19 protein-coding genes are annotated in these 22045 nt (G+C 67.5%); 13 read left to right on the top strand and 6 right to left on the bottom strand.

Annotation, left to right across the window (positions count from 1 at the left end):
* Positions 1-217 precede the first annotated feature (217 nt).
* From VGV37_RS23300 to VGV37_RS23310, 3 genes are read right to left on the bottom strand one after another with little or no spacing between them, the layout of a single operon-like run.
* On the bottom strand, positions 218-1504 hold the full coding sequence (locus VGV37_RS23300; protein WP_326882170.1) for an ArgE/DapE family deacylase: 1287 nt from the start codon (positions 1502-1504) through the stop codon (positions 218-220).
* Position 1505: 1 nt separating this feature from the next.
* Positions 1506-2534 (bottom strand): histone deacetylase family protein, encoded by a 1029-nt coding sequence (locus VGV37_RS23305; RefSeq protein WP_326882171.1) that lies wholly within the window; start codon positions 2532-2534, stop codon positions 1506-1508.
* A complete protein-coding gene (locus VGV37_RS23310; RefSeq protein ID WP_326882172.1) occupies positions 2531-3241 on the bottom strand; it encodes a GntR family transcriptional regulator in 711 nt (236 codons plus the stop codon). Before VGV37_RS23310 ends, VGV37_RS23305 begins: the two co-directional genes overlap by 4 nt.
* 185 nt (positions 3242-3426) lie before the next feature.
* Here VGV37_RS23310 and VGV37_RS23315 point away from each other — a divergent pair, with 185 nt between their 5' ends.
* The 7 genes from VGV37_RS23315 to VGV37_RS23345 all read left to right on the top strand — a co-directional run bounded on the left by VGV37_RS23315 (position 3427) and on the right by VGV37_RS23345 (position 11633).
* Positions 3427-4188 carry a class II aldolase/adducin family protein gene (locus tag VGV37_RS23315; protein ID WP_326882173.1) on the top strand — a complete coding sequence of 254 codons (762 nt, stop codon included), beginning with the start codon at positions 3427-3429 and terminating at the stop codon, positions 4186-4188.
* An 83-nt stretch (positions 4189-4271) separates the two neighbouring features.
* The gene (locus VGV37_RS23320) at positions 4272-5843 is read left to right on the top strand and encodes an ABC transporter substrate-binding protein (protein ID WP_326882174.1); all 1572 of its coding nucleotides are present in this window, start codon (positions 4272-4274) and stop codon (positions 5841-5843) included.
* Between the two features lie 28 nt (positions 5844-5871).
* Positions 5872-6846 carry an ABC transporter permease gene (locus tag VGV37_RS23325; protein ID WP_326882175.1) on the top strand — a complete coding sequence of 325 codons (975 nt, stop codon included), beginning with the start codon at positions 5872-5874 and terminating at the stop codon, positions 6844-6846.
* Positions 6846-7697, top strand: coding sequence for an ABC transporter permease (locus VGV37_RS23330; protein WP_326882176.1), 852 nt, complete (start codon positions 6846-6848; stop codon positions 7695-7697). Before VGV37_RS23325 ends, VGV37_RS23330 begins: the two co-directional genes overlap by 1 nt.
* On the top strand, positions 7684-9288 hold the full coding sequence (locus tag VGV37_RS23335; RefSeq protein ID WP_326882177.1) for an ABC transporter ATP-binding protein: 1605 nt from the start codon (positions 7684-7686) through the stop codon (positions 9286-9288). The genes VGV37_RS23330 and VGV37_RS23335 overlap by 14 nt, the downstream gene beginning before the upstream one ends.
* On the top strand, positions 9285-10226 hold the full coding sequence (locus VGV37_RS23340; RefSeq protein ID WP_326882179.1) for a glyoxylate/hydroxypyruvate reductase A: 942 nt from the start codon (positions 9285-9287) through the stop codon (positions 10224-10226). The genes VGV37_RS23335 and VGV37_RS23340 overlap by 4 nt, the downstream gene beginning before the upstream one ends.
* Positions 10227-10259: 33 nt before the next feature.
* A complete protein-coding gene (locus VGV37_RS23345) occupies positions 10260-11633 on the top strand; it encodes an aspartate aminotransferase family protein (protein WP_326882180.1) in 1374 nt (457 codons plus the stop codon).
* 3 nt (positions 11634-11636) lie between these two features.
* Here VGV37_RS23345 and VGV37_RS23350 read toward each other — a convergent pair whose 3' ends face one another.
* The 3 genes from VGV37_RS23350 to VGV37_RS23360 all read right to left on the bottom strand — a co-directional run bounded on the left by VGV37_RS23350 (position 11637) and on the right by VGV37_RS23360 (position 16158).
* Positions 11637-13031: an amidase gene (locus VGV37_RS23350; RefSeq protein ID WP_326882181.1), complete on the bottom strand. Its 1395-nt coding sequence runs from the start codon at positions 13029-13031 to the stop codon at positions 11637-11639.
* 105 nt (positions 13032-13136) lie between these two features.
* Positions 13137-14774: a choline dehydrogenase gene (locus VGV37_RS23355; RefSeq protein WP_326882182.1), complete on the bottom strand. Its 1638-nt coding sequence runs from the start codon at positions 14772-14774 to the stop codon at positions 13137-13139.
* A gap of 184 nt (positions 14775-14958) precedes the next feature.
* Positions 14959-16158, bottom strand: coding sequence for a PAS domain-containing sensor histidine kinase (locus tag VGV37_RS23360; protein ID WP_326882183.1), 1200 nt, complete (start codon positions 16156-16158; stop codon positions 14959-14961).
* 197 nt (positions 16159-16355) lie between these two features.
* Between VGV37_RS23360 and VGV37_RS23365 the strand changes: the two genes are divergently transcribed.
* The 6 genes from VGV37_RS23365 to VGV37_RS23390 all read left to right on the top strand — a co-directional run bounded on the left by VGV37_RS23365 (position 16356) and on the right by VGV37_RS23390 (position 22038).
* On the top strand, positions 16356-17249 hold the full coding sequence (locus tag VGV37_RS23365) for a dihydrodipicolinate synthase family protein (protein ID WP_326882184.1): 894 nt from the start codon (positions 16356-16358) through the stop codon (positions 17247-17249).
* An 11-nt stretch (positions 17250-17260) separates the two neighbouring features.
* The gene (locus VGV37_RS23370) at positions 17261-17917 is read left to right on the top strand and encodes a GntR family transcriptional regulator (protein ID WP_326882186.1); all 657 of its coding nucleotides are present in this window, start codon (positions 17261-17263) and stop codon (positions 17915-17917) included.
* 63 nt (positions 17918-17980) lie between these two features.
* On the top strand, positions 17981-19318 hold the full coding sequence (locus VGV37_RS23375; RefSeq protein ID WP_326882187.1) for a sugar ABC transporter substrate-binding protein: 1338 nt from the start codon (positions 17981-17983) through the stop codon (positions 19316-19318).
* Positions 19315-20256, top strand: a complete 942-nt coding sequence (locus tag VGV37_RS23380; RefSeq protein WP_326882188.1) for a sugar ABC transporter permease — start codon at positions 19315-19317, stop codon at positions 20254-20256. Before VGV37_RS23375 ends, VGV37_RS23380 begins: the two co-directional genes overlap by 4 nt.
* On the top strand, positions 20253-21077 hold the full coding sequence (locus VGV37_RS23385; protein ID WP_326882190.1) for a carbohydrate ABC transporter permease: 825 nt from the start codon (positions 20253-20255) through the stop codon (positions 21075-21077). Before VGV37_RS23380 ends, VGV37_RS23385 begins: the two co-directional genes overlap by 4 nt.
* Positions 21070-22038, top strand: coding sequence for a ribokinase (locus tag VGV37_RS23390; RefSeq protein ID WP_326882191.1), 969 nt, complete (start codon positions 21070-21072; stop codon positions 22036-22038). Before VGV37_RS23385 ends, VGV37_RS23390 begins: the two co-directional genes overlap by 8 nt.
* Positions 22039-22045 lie beyond the last annotated feature (7 nt).

Below are 22045 nucleotides of genomic sequence, written 5' to 3' on the forward strand. Positions count from 1 at the left end.
TTACGATGGTGACCAGGCGCGGCTGAACTCGAGATTCCTGCCTTCGCGCCAGGCCAAGGACTTATCCGTCCGTTCTATTCCAGCCCTTTCGTTCTTCATCGTCATGGCCGGGCTTGACGAACTAATAATTTAATACATTGAAAGATAACAAATAAATTCGGGTTGGTGCAGGCTCCAGGCATCTGCGCGGGGACGATGGGAAAGGACCGGACCTCGGTTACCTACTTGCTTCCTGCAGTCCGCACCAATCGGCGATGAACAGGGCGATCGTCTTGGTCACGCGGCGGACCGAGTCGAGGTTGACCCGTTCGTCATAGCCGTGAATGTCCTCCGACAGCGGGCCATAGACCAGGCAGGGCGTGTCGGCATAGAGCATGAACACGCGGGCGTCGAGATAGCCGGGCGTCACGAAGCTTTCGAGCGGCCGGCGATGGACTTCGGTGAAAGCGCGGGTGAACGTCGCCTCCGCCTCGGTGCCTTCGGGCAGCACGTAGCCCTCGGCGAAGAAGCCGTGGAACTGCACCTCGGGCGGCCGGTTGCGCAGGAAGGCGTCGCCGTTCGCGGCCTGGCGGACGCAGGCCTCGATCTCGGCCGCGGCGTCCTTCGCGATCGTGCCGGGATATATGGCGATGCGCGCCTCGAAGCTGCACCAGGCCGGCACGCTCGATGCCCAGTCGCCGCCCTCGATCTTGCCGATGTTGAGGTTGATCGGGTGGTCCAGGTCCTCGAAATGGCGATGCTCGCCGCGCACCGCGTTCCAGCGCGCCTCGAGTTCGCGCAGCGCGCCGATCAGCCGGTAGGCAGCGTCGATCGCGTTGGCGCCTTCGCCCATGACCCGCGTATGGGTCGGCCGGCCCTCGACCGTGACCTTGAACCACAGCACGCCGGTGTTGGCACGGACCAGCTTGTCGTCCTCCGGCTCCGGAATGATCGCGGCGTCGGCCCGGTAGCCGCGCGTCAGGCAGGCGAGCGCGCCGTTGCCGGTGCATTCCTCCTCGACGACCGACTGGAAATAGATCGGTGCGGCCGGCAGGAATCCGGCGGCGCGGATCGCATCGAACGCGAACAGGTTCGCCGCCAGGCCGGCCTTCATGTCGGCCGAGCCACGACCATAGAGCCAGCCGTCGGCGATGCGCGGCTCGAACGGCGGCGTCGTCCAGTCCTTGAGCGGACCGGTTGGCACCACGTCCATATGGCCGTTCAGGATCAGCGACCGGCCGGTCTGGGTTTCCGGCCGCCAGGTGCCGACCACGTTGACCGCGTTCTCGTAGCTGACGCAGACCGGCGAAAAGCCCGGATGATGGCGGATCGACTCGATGTCGATGGTCCAGCGGTCCATGGCCAGGCCGCGCCGCCGCATCGCCTCATGCATGAAATCCTGCGCCGTGTGCTCCACGCCGCGCAGCGACGGAAAGCGCACCAGGTCCTGGGTGAAGGCGATCTGCGCATCGAACGCGGCGTCGACGGCCGCCAGGATCCTATCGGTCGCGGTCTGGTCGGTCATATCAGGCCGCCTGCTCGAAACCGTCGAGCGCACTCACCAGGTTCTGGCCCAGTTCGGGGGACAGGTAGCCGCCTTCCTGCACGAACACGGTCGGCAGGCCCAGCCGCGCGATCTCGGCGCCGATCGCGGCGAAGCCGGGTGTGGTGATGGCGAGGCCCTTCAGCGGATCGCCCTCAAACGCGTCGAGGCCGAGGGCGACGACCAGGGCGCCGGGAGCGAAAGCGCGCAGCTGGCGCGCGGTCGCCTGCAGGGCCGCCAGATAGTCGGCATCGCCCGTGCCGTAGGGCAGCGGGACGTTGAGATTATAGCCGAGCCCGTCGCCCTCGCCGCGCTCGTGGCCATAGCCGACATAGAACGGATAGAAGGCACGGGGGTCGGCATGGAGCGAGACGGTCAGCACGTCGCGCCGATGATAGAAGATGCCCTGGGTGCCGTTGCCGTGATGGACGTCGACATCGAGGATCGCGACCCGGCCGAAGCGCGGCAGCAGGTATTGCGCGGCGATCGCCGAATTATTGAGGAAGCAGAACCCGCCGGCCCGGTCGGCATAGGCGTGATGGCCCGGCGGCCGGCACAGCGCGTAGGCTGCGCGCTCGCCGTCCAGCACCCATTGCGCCGCCTGGCACGCAGTATGGGCAGCCTGGGTCGCGGCCGCCCAGGTGCCGGCGCCGATCGGGCAGGCCGTGTCGGCCATGTGATAGCCGGCGCGGCCGACGATGCCCTCGGGATATGTTGTCGGCTGGCCGGGCAGCGGATGCATGTTGGGCAGCACTTCCGCCGAGGAATTGCCGAGCGCCTGCCAGGCCGCGTGGGCCGTTTCCAGGAAATCGAGATAGGCCGGCGCATGGATCGCGGCGCGCGGACCGGCACCGAAATCGGCGGGCTCGGTCACTGCATTGCCGCGTCGTTCCAGGGCACCCAGCAGGCGGGTGGCCCGTTCCGGCTGTTCGGCGCTGCGCTGCGGCTGGCCGCGCACCAGGAAGAATTGCGGGTCGTGAAGCTGATGCCGGGCGCTATAGGCGATCTTCATGACGGCGGGGTCTCCTGATACCGGGACGGCGGATGCTGGCTCGCGAACCGGTCGCGCACATGATGCCAGGCTGACGTGATGTGCTCGCGCGTCTCAGCGCGAGCCAAGCCCTCGTCGCGGGCGGCGAGCGCGTCCAGGATCGGCTGGTGCGCCTTCGCGACGTAGAGCGGGTCCTGATAATGATTGTCGAGCAGGGCGATGATCATGCGCACCTCGGTCTCGATCGTCGCGAACAGGCGCAGCAGGCGGGCGTTGCCGGAAAATTCGCACAGCATCATGTGGAATTGCAGGTCGAGCTGGATGCGCTGGGGCGGGGTCAGGCTGGGGGCCTGGTCGCACATGGCGTCGATCTGCGCCTGCAGCCGCGCGATCCCGGCGGCATCGATCCGCTCGCAGGCGCCCGCGACGGCGCAATCCTCCAGGCTCAGGCGGACGGCATAGAGATCGTCGATCTCCTTCACCGTGATGTCGCGCACGAAGAAACCGTGGCGCGGCTTCGCGACCAGCAGGCCCTGGCGCTCCATGCGCCGTGCCGCCTCGCGCACCGGCGCCCGGCTGACGCCCATCTGGCGGGCCGTCTCCGCCTCGATCACCCGGCTGCCGGGACCCAGCCGGCCCTCGACGATGGCGCGCGTCAGTTCGGCCTCGATCACGTCGACCAGGTCGGGCACCTCGACGGGGACGAAGGGCTTGGCGATGGGCGTCATGATGCCTGGCATTCCTCGTGCAGGAGGCACCGTCGTCGATGCGCGATGCTCTTGGTCTGGGGTCGAGCCTAGACGATCGTCGGCCGACTGTCGACAGTTGACGGGGGCGCTGCGCCATGGTGATCTGACGGGGCTGGCGCCAACCTCACGGTTGCGTTCCGCATAACGACCGAGGTATCGAGGCCATGGCAAAGCCGTCCCGCATGTCCGACTCCGAATGGGCCATCCGCCAGGATCTGGCCGCCTGCTACCGGCTGGTCGCCCATTTCGGCATGGACGACGTCATCTACACCCATATTTCTGCCCGTCTGCCGGACAGTGATGGCCATTTTCTGATCAATCCCTACGGCATGCTGTTCCGCGAGATCACCGCCTCGTCGCTGGTCAAGATCGATCTGGACGGGAAGATCGTCGACGACACGCCCTACGACGTCAATCCGGCCGGCTTTACGATCCACAGCGCAGTGCACAGCGCCCGGCACGATGCCGCCTGCGTGCTGCATACCCACACCCATGCCGGTGTCGCGGTCTCATCGTTGAAGGACGGGCTCCAGCCGTGCAACCAGTGGAGCCTGCAGTTCCACGACCGCATCGCCTACCACGACTACGAAGGCATCGCGCTCGATCTGGACGAACGGTCGCGGCTGATCGCCGACCTTGGCCAGTCCAAGGTGATGATCCTGCGCAACCACGGCCTGCTGACTGCCGGCGGCTCCGTCGCCGAGGCGTTCATCCTGATGAACAACCTGGAACGGGCCTGCCGGGTCCAGGTCACGATCCAGTCGACCGGGCAGGCGGTCAATCCGGTGCCGTCCGACGTCGCCCAACTGACTGCCCGGCAGTACGAGGGGGGCGACAGCAATCGCCGCCAGGGGCACATCACCCGGGAATGGAACGCCTTGCTGCGCTATCTGGAGCCGCCCATTCCCGGCTCCTACCGCGACTGACCGAAGCGGCCGGCAAGGCCGCACGGACCGCCGCGTCTCGACCGAACCCATCATAAGATCGGCCCATCTCGACAGGGGGTAGCATGCTTCGTCGCGACTTCATCAAGATCGCTTCGGCCACGACCGGCCTCATCGCGGCCGGACAGCCCTGGACCGCATTCGCCCAGGGCGTCACCAACGGCGTGCTGAACGTGGCGCTCAATCCCGAGCCGCCCGGCCTGATGATCGCGATCATCCAGAACGGCCCGACCCAGCTCGTCGCCGGCAACATCTATGAAGGCCTGCTGCGCTACGATGCCGAACTCAATCCGATGCCCGGCCTCGCCACCTCGTGGCAGGTCAGCGAGGATGCGCTGACCTATACGTTCGCGCTCAAGTCCGGCGTCACCTGGCACGACGGCAAGCCGTTCAGCGCCGACGACGTGGTGTTCAGCGTCGACAAGATGCTGCGCGAGGTCCATGCCCGCCTGCGCTCGTCCCTGGTCGCGGTCGACAGCATCACGGCGCCGGATGCCAACACGGTCGTGTTCAAGCTAAAGTACCCGTTCGGCCCGTTCCTGGGCCTGTTCGAAGTCGGCACCATGCCGATCGTGCCAAAGCACATCTACGACGGCACGGATTATCGGACCAACCCGGCCAACAACACGCCGATCGGCACCGGCCCGTTCAAGTTCAAGGAATGGGTCAAGGGCTCCTACATCCGGCTCGACAAGAACGAGGCCTATCACGAGGCGGGCCTGCCCGGCATCGACGGCATCTATTTCCACGTCATCCCCGATGCCGCATCGCGCGCCGCCGCCTTCGAATCCGGCAAGATGGACGTCATGCCGGGCGGCTCGGTCGAATATTTCGACATCTCGCGCCTGAAGGCGCTCCCCAAGACCGACGTCACGACCAAGGGCTGGGAATTCTTCGGGCCCCATTGCTGGATGTGGATCAACAACCGCACCGGCCCGCTGGCCGATGTGCGGGTGCGCAAGGCGATCATGTACGCGCTCGACCGCGAGGCGATGAAGAACGTCGCCTGGTACGGCTTCGGCAAGGTCGCGACCGGCCCGTTTTCGACCACGACGAAGTTCCACAGCGACGACGTGACGCCCTATCCGCACGACAAGGCCAAGGCCAAGGCGTTGCTGGCCGAGGCCGGCTACAAGGGCGAGACCCTCCGCCTGCTGCCGCTGCCCTATGGCGAGACCTGGCAGCGCTTCGCCGAGATGGCGCGGCAGAACCTGGGCGACGTCGGCATCAAGGTCGAGCTGCAGTCGACCGACGTCGCCGGCTGGAACGAGAAGCTGAACGCCTGGGACTACGACCTGGCCTTCACCTACCTGTACCAGTACGGCGACCCGGCGCTGGGCGTGCAGCGCAACTACACGACCGCGAACATCCAGAAGGGCTCGCCCTGGAACAACGTGTCCGGCTACAGCAACCCCAAGGTCGACGAGCTGTTCGAGCGCGGGGCCAAGGAGCCGAACCTGACCCGCCGGCGCGCGATCTATGCCGAGGCGCAGAAGATCCTGGTCGACGAGGTGCCGGTCGCCTGGCTCATCGAATTGGAATTTCCGACGATCTACCGGTCGAACATCACCAACCTGGTCAATTCGGCGATCGGCCTCAACGATGGCTTCGCGCGCGCCAAGGTGACGAAGGCATGAGGGCGGGTGCCGACGGGTCGGCCTCGTCGTGAACCGGACGCGCTTCGCCGCCCGGCGGTTGGCGCAGGGCCTGGTGGCTCTGCTGCTGATCGTCGTCGTCAATTTCTTCCTGATCCGCGCGGCACCCGGCGATCCCGCCGCCGTCATGGCGGGCGAGGCCGGCGCGGGCGACGCCAAGTTCGTGGCCCAGCTGCGCCAGCAGTTCGGCCTCGACCGGCCGATGATCGAGCAACTGGGCCTCTACCTCGGCCATGTGGCGCTGCTCGACCTCGGCCAATCCTACCGCCAGCAGCGGCCGGTCGCGTCGCTGATCGCCGAGCGGATTCCGGCGACCCTGCTCTTGACCGGCAGCGCCTTCGTGCTGTCGCTGGCGCTCGGCATCGCGCTCGGCGCCTGGTCGTCGAGCCGGGTCGGCACCTGGGGCGACAGCGTGGTAACGACGGTGGCCCTGGTCTTCTACGCAACGCCCCTGTTCTGGGTGGCGCTGATGGCGGTGCTGGTCTTCTCGATCAAGCTCGACTGGCTGCCGGGCTTCGGCATGGCGACGGTGGGCGAGAGCTTCTCCGGCTTGGGTGCCGCCGTCGACGTGGCGAAGCACCTGGTGCTGCCGGCGGTCACGCTGGCGCTGTTCTACATGGCGATCTATGCCCGCATGACGCGGACCGCGATGCTCGAGGTTTCGCGCATGGATTTCATCAAGACCGCGCGCGCCAAGGGCGTGCCGCGCAGGCGGATCTGGCGCGTCCATATCCTACGCAACGCGCTGCTGCCGATCATCACGCTCGCCGGCATCCAGGCCGGCCAGATGGTCGGCGGCGCCATCCTGACCGAGACCGTGTTCGCCTGGCCCGGCATCGGCCGGCTGATGTTCGAGGCGCTGCTGCAGCGCGACTATAACCTGCTGCTGGGCGTGTTTCTGTTCACGGCGGCGATGGTCGTGCTGTTCAATTTCCTGACCGACGTCGTCTATACGATCGTCGATCCGCGGATCGAGCTCGGCTGATGCGCGATTTCTGGCGCCGCTTCCGCCGCAACAAGGGCGCCCTCGTCGGCTTGGGTGTCCTGGCCCTGGTGCTGTGCCTGGCCTTGTTCGCGCCAATGATCGACAGCGGCGATCCCTGGGCCATGGTGCAGCGGCCGTTCCTGCCGCCGTTCGAGATCGCCCAGACGATGTTCGGCACCGACACGCTCGGCCGCGACATCGGCACCGGCTTGGTCTATGGCGCGCGCGTCTCGCTGATGATCGGCTTCGTCTCGACCGTGGCGGCCCTGCTGCTCGGCGTCACGCTCGGGGCGGTCGCCGGCTATTACGGCGGCTGGATCGACGCGGCGCTGATGCGCTTCACCGAGCTGTTCCAGACCGTGCCCAGCTTCGCGTTCGCCATCGTGCTGGTCGCGATCTTCCAGCCCTCGGTCGGCTCGATCGTCACGGCCATCGCCATCGTGTCCTGGCCGCCGGTCGCCCGCCTGGTGCGCGGTGAGTTCCTGACCCTGCGCCAGCGCGACTTCGTTGCGGCCGCGCGTCTCGACGGCCAGTCGGACCTGCGCATCATCTTCGTCGAGCTGCTGCCCAATGCCGCGTCCTCGATCGTGGTCATGGCGTCGCTGATGGTGGCGACGGCGATCCTGCTCGAATCGAGCCTCAGTTTCATGGGTCTGGGCGATCCCGACTTGATGAGCTGGGGCTACATGATCGGTGCCGCGCGCACCGTGCTGCGCCAGGCCTGGTGGATGAGCGTGTTTCCCGGCCTCGCCATCCTGCTGACCGTGCTGGCGCTCAACCTGGTCGGCGAAGGCTTGAGCGACGGGCTCAATACCAGGCTGGGCGGAGGGCGCGGCAATGCCGGCCTCTGATCCCGTGCTGCAGGTCGACAGGCTCGACATCTGCCTGCCGCCCGGCGGCGACCGGGCGCTCGCGGTCTCGGACATCAGCCTGACCCTTGATGCCGGCGAGGCGCTTTGCATCGTCGGCGAGAGCGGTTCGGGCAAATCCATGATCGCCAACGCGGTCATGGGGCTGCTGCCCGGCCCACACGTGCGCCCGACCGCCGGCCGCATCCGGTTCGAGGGCCAGGATCTGCTGAGCCTCGCCGAGCCGCAATGGCAGGCGCTGCGCGGCCGGCGCATCGGCATGATCTTCCAGGAGCCGATGACGGCGCTGAACCCGATCATGCGGATCGGCGACCAGATCGCCGAGGTCTATCGCAGCCATCTGACGATCGGCCGGCGCGAATGCCGGGAGCGCGTGCTGGCGGCGCTCGCCGACGTTGGATTGCCCGATCCGCGGCACCTGGCCGACAGCTATCCTTTCCGCCTGTCCGGGGGCCAGCGCCAGCGGGTGATGATCGCGGCGGCGCTGGCGCTGGAGCCGGCGCTGCTGATCGCCGACGAGCCGACCACCGCGCTCGACGTCACGACCCAGGCGCAGATCCTGAAGCTGATCCGCGACCTGCAGCGGCGCCGGGGTATGGCTTTGTTGTTCATCACCCATGATTTCGGGGTGGTGGCCGAGGTCGCCGACCGGGTCGCGGTCATGAGCCAGGGGGTGATGGTCGAGACCGGCCCGGCGCGCGACGTGCTGGACCGGCCGTCGCACGCCTATACCCAGAAGCTGATCGCCGCGATCCCGCACGGCAAGATCAGCGACCGCGCGCCGGCCACGGCGCCGGCGGCACTTCTCGAATTGGACCGGGCCACCAAGACCTACCGGGCGCCGGGTGGGCGCGAGGTCGCAGCGCTCAAGTCCGTGTCGCTCAGCCTGCGCAAGGGCGAGACTCTGGGCATCGTCGGCGAGAGCGGGTCGGGCAAGTCCACGATCGGGCGCTGCGTCACGGGCCTGACGGCGGTCAGCTCCGGCCGGATCCTGTTCGAAGGGGTCGACATCTCCAAGCTCGACGCCAAGGGCCTGAAACCCTATCGCGGCCGGATCCAGATGGTGTTCCAGGATCCCTACGCCTCGCTCAACCCGCGCCATCGGATCGGATCCGCCGTGATGACCGGCATGATCATGCAGGGCATGGCGCGCACCAAGGCGCGCGACCGGGCCGTCGACCTCCTGTCGCTGGTCGGGCTCGGCGAGGAAGCGCTCGAACGCTATCCCCATGAATTTTCCGGCGGCCAGCGCCAGCGCATCGGCATCGCCCGGGCGCTGGCGATGGAGCCGGAACTGCTGGTCGCCGACGAGCCGGTCTCGGCGCTCGACGTCTCGGTCCAGGCCCAGGTGCTCGACCTGTTCGACACGGTGCGCCGCCGCTTCGATCTGGGGCTGCTGTTCATCACCCACGACCTGCGCGTCGCGGCCCAGATGTGCGACCGGATCGCGGTCATGCGCGCGGGCGAGCTGGTCGAATATGGCGAGGCGGCGCATGTGCTGCACGACCCGCAGCATCCCTATACGCGCGAGCTGATGGCAGCCGTGCCCCGGCTGGAGCGCATCGCGTCATGAGCAGCGCCATCCTGCTCGCCAGCACGCAGATCGACATGTCGTACCTGCTCCCGACCTTCGCCGCCCTGGCGCCGGCGCTCGACATCCGCCTCGGTCCCGACGCGGGCGCGCCGGACGAGATCGACGTGGTCCTGTGCTGGCATCCGGCGGAGGGGCTCGCCGCCGCCCTGCCGCGCCTGCGCCTGGTCCAGTCGATCGCGGCCGGGGTCGACCATATCGTCGCCGATCCGACCCTGCCGCCGGACCTGCCGGTGTGCCGGATCATCGATCCGGACATGGCGAGCGGCATGGTGTCCTACGTGGTCTGGGCCATCGCTCATCACCATCGCCACTTCGGCGCCTATCTGGCACGGTCGGCTGAGGGGGTCTGGCAGGAAAGCCCGATCGTGCCAAGCCGGCTGCATCGCGTCGGCATCGCCGGCCTGGGCGTGCTGGGTCTGGCCACGGCGCGGGCGCTGGCCATGCTGGGCTACGACGTCGCCGGCTGGAGCCGCAGCCCGAAACCCGACCTGCCGGTGGGCATCACCGGATTCCACGGGAACGACCAACTGGACGAGTTCCTCGCCCGCTGCGACAGCCTGGTCTGCCTGCTGCCGCTGACCGACGAAACGCGCGGCTTTCTGTCGGCCGATCTGTTCGCCCGCTTGCCGACCGGCGCCCACTTGGTCAATGTCGGTCGGGGCGCGCATCTGGTTGATGCCGATCTGCTGGCGGCGCTCGACCGGGGACAGCTGGGCGCCGCGACGCTCGATGCTTTCACCGAGGAGCCGCTGCCTGCCGATCACCCGTTCTGGCACCATCCTGGTATCATCGTGACGCCTCATATCGCCACACGCACCGGACCGACCGTGGTCGTGACCCAGTTGCTCGACAATCTCGCCCGGCTCGACGCCGGCACGCCGCTCGCCGGCGCGATCGACCGGCGCCGCGGCTACTGAGCCCGTCGTCGCCCTTTCAATGGAGTTCAGCCCATGACCGCCCAGCCCAATTCGCCCGAAGCGCGCGACATCGCCTATCACCTCCACGGCTATACCGACGCTCGCAAGCACGACGAGGCCGGTCCGCTGGTGATCGCGCGCGGCGACGGCATCTATGTCGAGGACATCCACGGCAACCGCTACATCGAGGCGATGGCCGGCCTGTGGAGCGTGGCGCTCGGTTTCAGCGAGCCGCGTCTGGTCGCCGCCGCCACCAAGCAGATGAGCACCCTGCCGTTCTACCATTCCTTCACGCATAAATCGCACGGGGCCGTCATCGACCTGGCCGAGAAGCTGGTGACCATGGCGCCGGTGCCGATGTCGAAGGTGTTCTTCACCAACTCCGGCTCCGAAGCGAACGATACCGCGATGAAGCTGATCTGGTACCGGTCGAATTCGCTGGGCCAGCCGCAGCGTAAGAAGATCATCAGCCGGATGCGCGGCTATCACGGCGTCACCATCGCGTCGGCCAGCCTGACCGGGCTGCCGAACAACCATCGCTCCTTCGACCTGCCGATCGCCAACGTGCTGCACACCAGTTCGCCCCATCATTACAAGGAAGCGAAGCCGGGCGAGAGCGAAGAGGATTTCGCGACCCGCCTGGCCGAGGACCTGGAGGCGCTGATCCAGCGCGAGGGGCCGGACACGATCGCCGCCTTCTTCGGCGAGCCGGTGATGGGCGCCGGTGGCGTCGTGGTGCCGCCCCGGACCTATTGGCAGAAGATCCAGGCAGTGCTGACCAGGTACGACATCCTCCTGGTCGCCGACGAGGTGATCTGCGGCTTCGGCCGGACCGGCAAGATGTTCGGATCCCAGACCTACGACATGAAGCCGGACATGATGATCATGTCCAAGCAGCTGTCGTCGTCGTATCTGCCGATCTCGGCGCTGATGATCAACGAGAAGGTATACGGGCCGATCGCCGACGAGAGCCATCGCATCGGCACGCTCGGCCACGGCTTCACCGCCGGCGGCCATCCGGTCGCGGCTGCGGTGGCGCTCGAGACCCTGAAGATCATCGACGAGCGCGGACTGGTCGCCCATGCGGCCGAGGTCGGTGCACGGATGCAGACCGGCCTGCGTCGGTTCGCCGACCATCCGCTGATCGGTGAGGTGCGCGGCGTCGGCCTGATCGCGGCGATCGAACTGGTCGCCGACAAGGAGACGCGCAAGGGCCTGGATCCGGTCGGCAAGCTGGGCGGCCTGGTCAACGGTCTGCTGCAGAAGAACGGCGTCATCTCGCGCAACATGGGCGACGCGCTCGCGTTCTGCCCGCCGCTGATCATCACCGCGACCGAGATCGACGACCTGTTGTCGCGGCTCGGCCGGGCGCTCGACGAGGCAGCAAGCCAGCTCGAGCTGAAGTAAGCGTCAGGGCAGGGGGTGGCGACGGTGCCAGGACGTCGCCCCCTGGAAGGCGGCGCCGGCCTGCACCAGCGTCGCCTCGTCCAGGAAGCCGGCGACCAGCTGGAAAGCGATCGGTAATCCGGCGATGCCGGTGCCGCCCGGCAAGGTCAGAGTCGGGTGCCCGGTCATGTTGAACGGGCAGGTATAGCGCTGCAGCTTGGCGATCAGCCCGGGCTGGTCGCCCAAGGTCCGGATCGTCGCGAGGCTGGGCGGCGTGAACGGGTGCACCGGCGTCAGCAACAGGTCGATCGTGCCGAACAGCCGATCGACGCGCCCGCGCAGATCCAGGCGGCGCAGCAGGATCTTCTGGTAATCGAGACCGGACAGCACCAGACCGGCCTCGATCACGGAGGCCAGGACCGGACCATACTCGTCCTTGCGTGCGGGATAGGTCGGCCCATGGGCGACCGCGGCCTCCACCGCGCAATTCGGGCTCCAGTCGGCGATGGCCTGGGTCACGTCGGGAAATTGCACTTCGACGATCCGGGCGCCCAGCGCCCGGAAGGTGTCGAGCGCCTCCGCCAGCACGGCGCGGGTCGCGGCATCGACGTCCTCGCCGTTCCAGGCGGCATCTACGCCCAGCCGCAGGCCGCGCATGCCTTGGTCGGTCGCCGCCCGGTAGTCCGGGACGGGCGCCAGCGAGGCCGTCGGGTCCAGCGGATCCTCGCCGGCGATGATGCTCAGCATCAGGGCGGCATCCACGGCACTGCGCGCCATCGATCCGACATGGTCGAGCGTCGCCGCCAGCTCGAATACGCCATGGCGGCTGACCCGCCCCCAGGTCGGCTTCAGGCCGGTCAGGCCGTTCGCGGCGGACGGCCAGCGGATTGACCCGCCGGTATCGCTGGCGATCGCGCCGTAGCACAGGCCGGCCGCCAGGGCCACGCCGGGTCCGCTGGACGAGATGCCGGGCCAATAAGCGGCGTTCCACGGATTTTTCGGTGGGATCACCGTCGGGTGATGGTCCGAATAGGCGCCCTCGGTCATCTGCAGCTTGCCCAGCAGGACCGCGCCGGCCTCCTTCAGGCGGCGCACCACCGTGGCATCCTCGGCCGGGCGGTGATCGCGGTGGATCGCCATGCCGGCGGCGGTCGGAATGCCCACCGTCCAGCACAGGTCCTTCACCCCGACCGGCACGCCATGCAGCGGCCCGCGATAGTGGCCGGCCGCGATTTCCGCCTCCGCGACCGCGGCCTGGGCCAGGGCCTCATCCGCCGCGACCAGAGCATAGCTGCCGAGGGTCGGGTCCAGGGCCGCGATGCGATCCAGCTGTGCCCGCGTCACCGCCACCGGTAACAGTTCGCGCGCCTGGATGCGGGTCGCCAGTTCGGCGAGCTCCAGATAATGCAGATCGTCCATGGTCGGTCTCCTTGGAAAAGGGCGCACGGCTCCACGCGCGGACGGCGGGACGTCTGCGGGAAGTGCCGCGAAACGGTCAGGCGCCGGGGCGGGTCGTCCCGTCCGTCAGCGGGCATCCTCCAGGATCAGGTCGGACGCCTTCTCGGCGATCATGATGATCGCGGCATTGGTGTTGCCCGACACGACGTCCGGCATGACCGAGCCGTCGATCACGCGCAGGCCGTCGATGCCGCGGACCCGCAGCCGCTGGTCGACCACGGCCAGCGGGTCGAGGCCCATCCGGCAGGTCGAGGCCGGGTGATAGATCGTGCTGCCGGATTGTCGGCAATAGGCCAGCAGTGCCTCGTCGCCTGCGATCGCCGCCCCAGGTTCGACCTCGCCGGCGACATAGGGTTGCAGTGCCGGCGCATGAAGGATCCGCCGCAGGATCTTCAGCCCCTCGACATTGGCGGTGCGGTCGGTCTCGGTCGCCAGGTAGTTGATCCGGATCTCGGGCGGCACGGTCGGGTCGGCGCTGCGGATGCGCAGGGACCCGCGGCTTTCGGGCCGCAACTGGCAGACCGAGGCGGTGAAGCCGGAAAAGGAATGCAGCTTCTCGCCCATCTTGTCGGCGCTGAACGGGATGAAATGCACCTGGATGTCGGGTGTCGCCAGGCGTGGATCGGTCTTGAAGAACGCGCCCGCATAGCCCGCCGCCACGGTCAGCGGACCGGTCCGGAACGCGGCATAGCGCAGTCCCGTCCAGACCCGACGCAGCGGGTGGTTGATCGCGTCGTTGATCGTAATGCGCCGGCTGCAGCGCATGACCATCCGGACCTGCAGGTGATCCTGCAGGTCGTGGCCGACGCCGCCGGCGTCGAGTACGACGTCGATGGCCAGGCCGCGCAGCAGGTCGCCGGGTCCGATGCCGGACAGCTGCAGCAGCTGCGGCGAATTATAGGCGCCGGCCGAGACCAGGATTTCGCGCCGGGCCTGCGCCGTCCGCTCGACGCCGTGCTGCCGGTAGCGTACCGCCACGGCGCGCCGGTTCTCGAACAGGATGCGCTCTGCCAGGGTCGCGGTCCTGACCGTCAGGTTGCGCCGGCCCCGGGCGGGCCGGAGATAGGCCACGGCGGTGCTGGCGCGGCGGCCGCGCCGGGTCGTCGTCTGGAAATAGCCCGCGCCTTCCTGGGTGGCGCCGTTGAAGTCCGGATTGGCCGGAATGCCGGTCTCGCCGGCCGCCGCGATGAAAGCCTCGCACAGCGGATCGGTCTGTCGCGGGTTCGACACCGTCAGCGGCCCGCCGGTGCCGTGGAAATCGTCGGCACCGCGCTGCTGGTCCTCGGCCTTCTTGAAATAGGGCAGCACGTCGTCGAAGCCCCAGCCGACATTGCCGCACTGGCGCCAGCGCTCGAAATCCTCGTGCTGGCCGCGCACGTAGACCAGCCCGTTGATCGAGCTCGACCCGCCCAGCACCTTGCCGCGCGGCTGGAAGATCGACCGGCCGTTCAGGCCCGGCTCGGGTTCGGTCTGGTACATCCAGTTGACGGCCCCGTCCTTGAACAGCTTGCCGTAGCCGAGCGGGACATGGATCCACAGGTTGGTGTCCTTCGGCCCGGCCTCGAGCAGAAGCACAGAATGGCGGCCGGAGGCGCTGAGGCGGTTGGCGAGGACGCAACCGGCGGATCCTGCGCCGACGATGACATAGTCGAACGTCTCGTCTCCGGCGGAATCCCGGCCCGTGGGGTTCTGTTCTTTTTTCATCGTTCCCCCGTATGCGGCGTGTGCGCAGGCAGTCTGCCGGCAAACGCCCCGTCACAGAAGGGGCGAGGCCAAGGGGGCGACAAGGGAGATGATCGGTTCATCTTCCTGAAATTGGGCTGCGGAGAGCCGCCCGCAAACCAGATATTCTACGAGGAATAGATTAGAAAAACTAAACGAATGTCGATCATGCCACGTGTGGGTGGCGGACGACCCGCTCTTCGGGGAAATGCAGCGTGACGACGGTTCCGCTGCCGGGCGCGGCCGCGATTTCCAGCGTGCCGCCATGCAGTTCGGTCAGCGCCTTGGCGATGGGCAGGCCCAGCCCGGTCCCGCCGAAGCGGCGCGACAGGCTGCTTTCGACTTGGCCGAACGGCTCCAGCGCCTTCGGAATATCGGCCGGGCGCATGCCGATGCCCGTGTCCGCGATGGTGATGTCGAAGCCGCTGCCGACGCGATGGCTGGCGCCGATGCGAACCGTGCCGCCGGCCGGAGTGAACTTGATGGCGTTGCCGCACAGGTTCAGCAGGATCTGCTTCATGCGCAGCGGATCGGCGCGCATTGCCGGCAGGTCGGACGCAACGGACCGCTCGACATTCACGGCACCGACCGTGGCGCGCTGGGCCAGGATGCTGCACGACATGCCGATGGAATCGCGGACGTCGATCGTTTCGTCCTGCAGGGCCATGTGCCCGCTCTCGATCTTGGAAAGATCAAGGATGTCGTTGATGAGGTCGAGCAGGTGGCTGCCCGCGTCGTGAATGTTGGTGGCGTAGGCGCTGTAACGCGACGCCAGCTCGCCGGCCATGCCGTCCCGGATCATCTCCGCGAAGCCCAGCACCGCATTGAGCGGCGTGCGCAGTTCGTGGCTCATGTTGGCCAGGAATTCCGATTTCGCGCGGTTCGCCGCTTCGGCGGCGGCGATGGCGGCTTCTGCCGCGCGCTGCGCCTGGATCTGGATGGTGATGTCGCGGCAACTGCCGCGGTATCCGCAGAATTTCCCCGCCGCATCGAAGAACGGCCGGCCGCTGACCGTCACGTAATGGACGGTGCCGTCGTCGCCCAACCGTTCGAAGCGGAAATCGTGAAAGGGGCGCCTGGCTTCGAGATCGGCCTTGTGCCGTATCCAATCGGCTTCGCTCACGCCCCGATCCACCAGCTCCCATCTGGTCTTGCCATGGCCGGCTTCGGCGGCATGGACGTCGGCGGGGGCATTGACGTTGAAGAACCAGCGGAAACGCAGCGCCTCGTCCTGTTCCCAGAACCAATCCGACGAGGTTTCTCCGCAATCCCGGAAACGATCCTCGTTCGAGGCGGCGGCCTCCGGGTCGGACGTGGCGATGCTCGGGCCGACCGGCGCCGCGCTCTTGCTCAAAGGTTCTTTCATGCCGTGACGTCTCCAAGGACTGGAAGCGACCCTAAGCCGAAGAGATTACCCGCGCCTTGCGGATGGGTCAGCAATCATCGCGCCGTCGGCGGCCGGTCGATTTGACAACAATTTTTGTACCGGCTAACATGTTACCTCGTTCGAGCGAAGACCGGTTTGAGGCGATGCCGGGAAACCCCTTTGGTGGAGACAATCTCGTGTCTCGAAAACATGAGCGTTTCGGCCTGTCCGCGGCGCTGGCAACGCCGATTTCGGCGGATGGCGACATCGATCTGTCGCGCGTGGTCGCCCAGGCGCGCTGGTGCCTGGCCGAGGGCTGTTCCAGCGTCACCTTGTTCGGTACGACGGGCGAAGGCTCTTCGATCGGCGAGACGGACAGGGCAGGCCTGCTGGCGGCGCTGGCAGGTGCGGGTATCACGGGCGATCGGATCGTCGGTGCCGTCGCCGCGGCCTCGGTCGCCGATGCGGTGGCGCAGGCGCGGCAGGCGCTCGCGATCGGCTGCAAGGCGCTTCTCGTGCCCCCGCCGTTCTATTTCAAGGGCGTGTCGGACGATGGTCTCTTCGCCTGGTTCGCCCAGGTCTTCGAACGGCTGGGCGGTGCCGCCCGCGACGTACTGCTCTACAACATCCCGTCGGTCACGGCGCTGCCATTGTCGGTCGACCTGGTCGGCCGGTTGCGCGACGCCTTTCCGGAAGTCGTCGTCGGCGTCAAGGATTCCTCCGGCGACTGGTCCTATACCCAGCGGCTGCTGGACAGCCATCGCGATCTCGCCATCCTCATTGGCGATGAGCGCTACCTGGCCGAAGGCGTGCGGCGAGGCGGCGAGGGGGCGATCTCGGGCCTCGCCAACATCTGTCCCGGCCTGCTGCTGCCGCTTGCCAACGAAGGGCGGGACGATCCGCGTATCTCCGCGCTGGTCGACGACGTGCTGGCCCATCCGGTGATCCCGGCAGTGAAGGCGCTGATCGCCCACCGGACCGGCGACGAGGGCTGGCGGGCCGTCCGGCCGCCGCTCATGCCGCTCGGCATCGGGGATGCGGAACGGCTGGCCGCGCGCTACGATGCCCACTTCGCCGCTGCCGCGGCCTGATCGGAACGCCCATGCAGAACGAGCCGGAGCCGCTCAAGCTTCGCGAGCGTGCCTATGAAAGCTTCACGCGCCACCTGCTGGCGCGCGCCATCCATCCCGGCCAGTTCATTTCTCAGCGCGAGTTGGTCGAGCTGACCGGCCTGCCGCTGGGAGCCATCCGCGAACTGGTGCCGCGCATCGAGGCCGAGGGGCTGATCCGGACCGTGCCCCAGCGCGGCATGCAGATCGCGCACATCGACCTCAGCCTGGTGCGCGATGCGTTCCAGTTCCGCCTGTTCATCGAGAAGGAGGCGGTCATGCTGTTCGTCGAGACCGCGACGGACGACGCGATCGCGGCCCAGCGCGCCGCGCACGAGGCCGTGCTGGCCCAGGCGCTGGCCGGCTGCACGCCCGAGATCGAGGCCGAGGCGCAGGCGATCGACTGGGGCCTGCACAACACGATCGTCGATGCGCTGGGCAACGGCATCGTCACCAACGCCTATCGGGTGAATGCGATCAAGATGCGACTGATCCGCCAGGAGCGGGTCCGCATCGACGGGCTGGTCGTGCCGGTCATGCGGGAGCATCTGCGCATCATCGACGCCATTGCGACGCGGGATCCGGTCCGGGCGGCCGACACGCTGGTCGAGCACATCAACAAGGCGCGCAACCGGGCGCTCGATCTCTAGAACGACGAAACGAGCCGCGGCGACCCGAGGGGCGACCGGCGGCCGATGGGAGGAATGGGCATCATGACGGGATCGTTCAATCAGCATCCGACGCGGCGCCGCTTCATGGCAGGGACCGCTGCCCTGGGCGGGCTGGGCCTGGCCGGCGTCCGGCCCGCCTTCGCCGAGGTGAACTGGCGCAAATACGCCGGCACCAAGATCGAGGTCAACCTGGTCAAGAGCCCGCGCGGCGATATCCTGCAGCAGTACGAGAAGGAGTTCGAGGCGCTGACCGGCATCAAGGTCTCGTCCGAACAGACGCCGGAACAGCAGCAGCGCCAGAAGGCGGTGATCGAGCTGACCTCGGGCCGGCCCAGCTTCGACGTCGTGCACCTCAGCTACCACGTGCAGAAGCGCCAGTTCGAGAAGGCGAAGTGGCTGGCGGATCTCACCGCCTACCTGAAGGATCCAACGCTAACCGACCCGTCGCTGGTCGAGAGCGATTTCGCCGAGGCCGGTTTGACCTTCGCCAAGGATCCATCCGGCGCGATCCATTCGCTGCCGCTATCCGTCGACTACTGGATCATCTATTGGAACAAGGAGCTGTTCGCCAAGAAGGGCCTCGCTTATCCGGAGACTTACGACCAGCTGGTCGCGGCGGCCGAGGCGCTGACCGATCCCAAGACCAATACCTACGGTTTCGTCGCGCGCGGCCAGAAGAACGCCAACGTGCCGGTCTGGACCAGCCTGTTGCTGGGCTACGACACATCGACCCTGGGGCCGGACGGCAAGCTCACGACCGATACGCCGGAGGCGATCGACGCTGCCAAGCTGTATCAGCGCCTGATGGCGAAATCGGCGCCCCCCGGCGTCGCCGGCTTCAATTGGGCGGAATGCCAGTCGGCGTTCCTGCAGGGCAAGGTCGGCATGTGGTTCGACGGTGTCGGCTTTGCACCGCCGCTGGAAGATCCGGACAAGTCGCGGGTCGTGGGCAAGGTCGGTTACGGCGTGATGCCACGCGGCCCCAAGGTCCAGGCGGCGGCCACGACCGGCGACGGCATCGCGGTCACGGCGGCCAGCCCGAACAAGGAAGCCGCCTACCTCTATTGCCAATGGGCGGTATCGAAGCCGATGGGCGCGCGCCTGCTGCAGGCCGGCGCCGGCGTGCCGTTCCGCAGTTCGGTACTGAACGATCCGGAGGTGCGCAAGGGCGTCAAGATGCCGGCGGCCTGGGTCGATTCCGTCGTGGCGTCGGGTCCGATCAGCCGGCTCGCCTTGCCGGTCATCGTGCCGGTGACGGAGTTCCGCGACGTCATGGGCGTGGCGCTGACCAATCTTCTGTCCGGCTCGGATCCCGCGACCGAACTGCATCGCGCGACCGAGGAATTCCGGCCGGTGCTGGCGCGTAGCGAGGCCACATGAGCGGTCTCGGCTCCGCGCTCGCCGCGGCGCCGGAGGCGGCACCCAGCCCGCCGGTGTCGAACCAGCGCCGGCGGACCTACTGGATCTTCATCCTTCCGGCCGTGCTCACGGTCGGCGCGGTGATCCTGTTCCCGTGGCTCTTCACGCTGTGGATGAGCGTCAACGAATGGAAGATCGGCGAGAGCCGGCATTTCGTCGGTCTCGCCAACTATCTGCGCCTGGCCGGCGACGCACGCTTCATGGACGCGCTGTGGCATACGCTGGTCTATACCGCGCTGTCGGTCGCGGCCCCCGTGGGGCTGGGCCTCGCGGCGGCGCTGGTGTTCAACGAGCGGCTACCGATGCGCGGGCTGCTGCGCGGCATCTTCGTCATGCCGATGATGGCGACGCCCGTCGCGATAGCGCTGGTCTGGACCATGATGTTCAACCCGCAGCTGGGCGTGCTCAACTACCTGCTGTCCTTGATCGGCATCGGGCCGTGGGAATGGGTCTATCACCCGGCGAGCGTCATCCCGTCGCTCGTCCTGGTCGAGACCTGGCAATGGACGCCGCTGGTCATGCTGATCGTGCTGGGCGGCCTCGCCACCGTGCCGGCGGAGCCGTACGAGAGCGCCGACATCGACGGTGCCAGCGGCTGGCAGAAATTCCGCTATATCACCCTGCCGATGATCGCGCCCTTCCTGCTGCTGGCCGCGATGATCCGCACGGTCGATGCGCTGAAAAGCTTCGACATCATCTATGCCATCACCCAGGGCGGGCCCGGCACCGCGTCCGAGACGATCAACCTCTATCTCTACAGCGTCGCCTTCGCCTATTACGACGTCGGCTACGGCTCAGCCATCGCCGTCGTGTTCTTCGTGCTGATCGTGGTGCTGTCGCTGGTCATGCTGCACTTGCGCCAGCGCAGCAAATGGAACGAGATCGGAGAGGGCCGATGAGCGGCGCCCGGATCCTGCGCCGGATCGCGCTCGTCTTCGCCGTGCTGGTCGCGATTTCGCCGGCCCTGCTGTTCTTCCTGTGGATGCTGTCGCTGTCGCTCAAATACGAGATCGACAACGGCGCCTACCCGCCGATCCTGATCCCCGACCGATTCGCCTGGAAGAACTACGCTCAGATCCTGGGCAGCAACAATTTCCTGAACTTCTTCGAGAACAGTTTGATCGTGACCGGCGGCGCCACGGCATTGGCCCTGCTGGTCGGCGTGCCCGCCGGCTATGGCATCGCGCGCATGAAGGCGCACAGTGCCGCCGTCGTGGTCATGATCGCGCGCATGACGCCCGGCCTGTCGTTCCTGATCCCCCTGTTCCTGCTGTTCCAGTGGATGGGTCTGATGGGCACGCTGTGGCCGCAGATCCTGATCCATCTGGTCGTCACCGTGCCGATCGTGATCTGGATCATGATCGGCTATTTCGAAACGACGCCGATGGAATTGGAAGAGGCCGCGATCATCGACGGCGCCACCCGCTGGCAAGTTTTCCGCCTGGTCGCTCTCCCGATCGCGAAGCCCGGCATCGTCGTGGCGTTGATCCTGTCGGTGATCTTCTCCTGGAACAATTTCGTCTTCGGCATCGTGCTCGCCACGCGCGAGACCCGAACCCTGCCGGTCGCGGTCTACAACATGCTGTCGTTCGAGCAGGTCAGCTGGGGTCCGCTCGCCGCCGCCGCCCTGGTCGTGACCCTGCCGGTGCTGATCCTGACCGTCGTCGCCCAGCGCCAGATCGTCGCCGGCCTGACCGCCGGTGCCGTCAAGGGTGGCTGACGCGATGATCCTGGTATTCGGATCGATCAACATGGACCTGATCGCCCGGGTCCGGAATATCGCGCAACCGGGCCAGACCGTGCTGGCCGAGCGCTATCACACCGCTTTCGGCGGCAAGGGCGCCAACCAGGCCGTGGCCGCCGCGCGCGCGCTCAAGGACCGGGGGCGGGTCGCGATGGCCGGAGCGGTGGGCGACGACGCATTCGGCCGCAATGCCCTCGACAACCTGGCCGCCCAGGGCATCGACACCAATGCCATCGCAATCGGCCCGGAGCCGACCGGCTGCGCGTTCATCGCCGTGGATGACGCCGGGGAGAATGCGATCACCGTAGTCAGCGGTGCCAACCGGATGGTGAAGGTGGCCGACGTACATGACGACCTGCTGAAGAAGGCCTCACTCCTCGTCCTGCAGATGGAGGTCCCGGCCCGCGAAAACCTGGCGCTCGCCGTTCGGGCGAAACGCTGCGGGGTTCGCGTGCTGTTGAACCTGGCGCCGGCGGATGGGGATCTTACCACCGATCTGCTGGCGGCGTTGCTGGCGGATACCGACATCCTGGTCGCGAACGAGCAGGAGGCGGTGGCTGCCCACGGCTTGCTCGGCGAGATCGCGGTCGAGGATGCGGTGGGGGCCATGACCGTGATCGCGACGACGCGGGCGCTGGTCGGCGTGGTTACGCTGGGCGCGCGCGGGGCAATCGCCATCTTTCCCGACGGGACCATCCGCCATGCGGCGGCTCGCCCCGTCGTCGCCGTCGACACGACCGGCGCCGGCGATACGTTCGTCGGCATCCTTGCGGCCGGTTTGGCCGAGGCGCGGCCGTTCGGTGAAGCACTGGCGCGCGCGTGCGGCGGGGCGTCGCTCGCCTGCCTCGCTCTGGGCGCGCAGGACGGCATGCCCGATGCCACGCTGCTGGATGAATTCAGCGATCCCGTACTCGTTGCCGACCGCCCGCTCTGTTAGCTTCGCC

The organism is Aliidongia sp., from assembly GCF_035943795.1.
GTDB lineage: Bacteria > Pseudomonadota > Alphaproteobacteria > ATCC43930 > CGMCC-115725 > Aliidongia.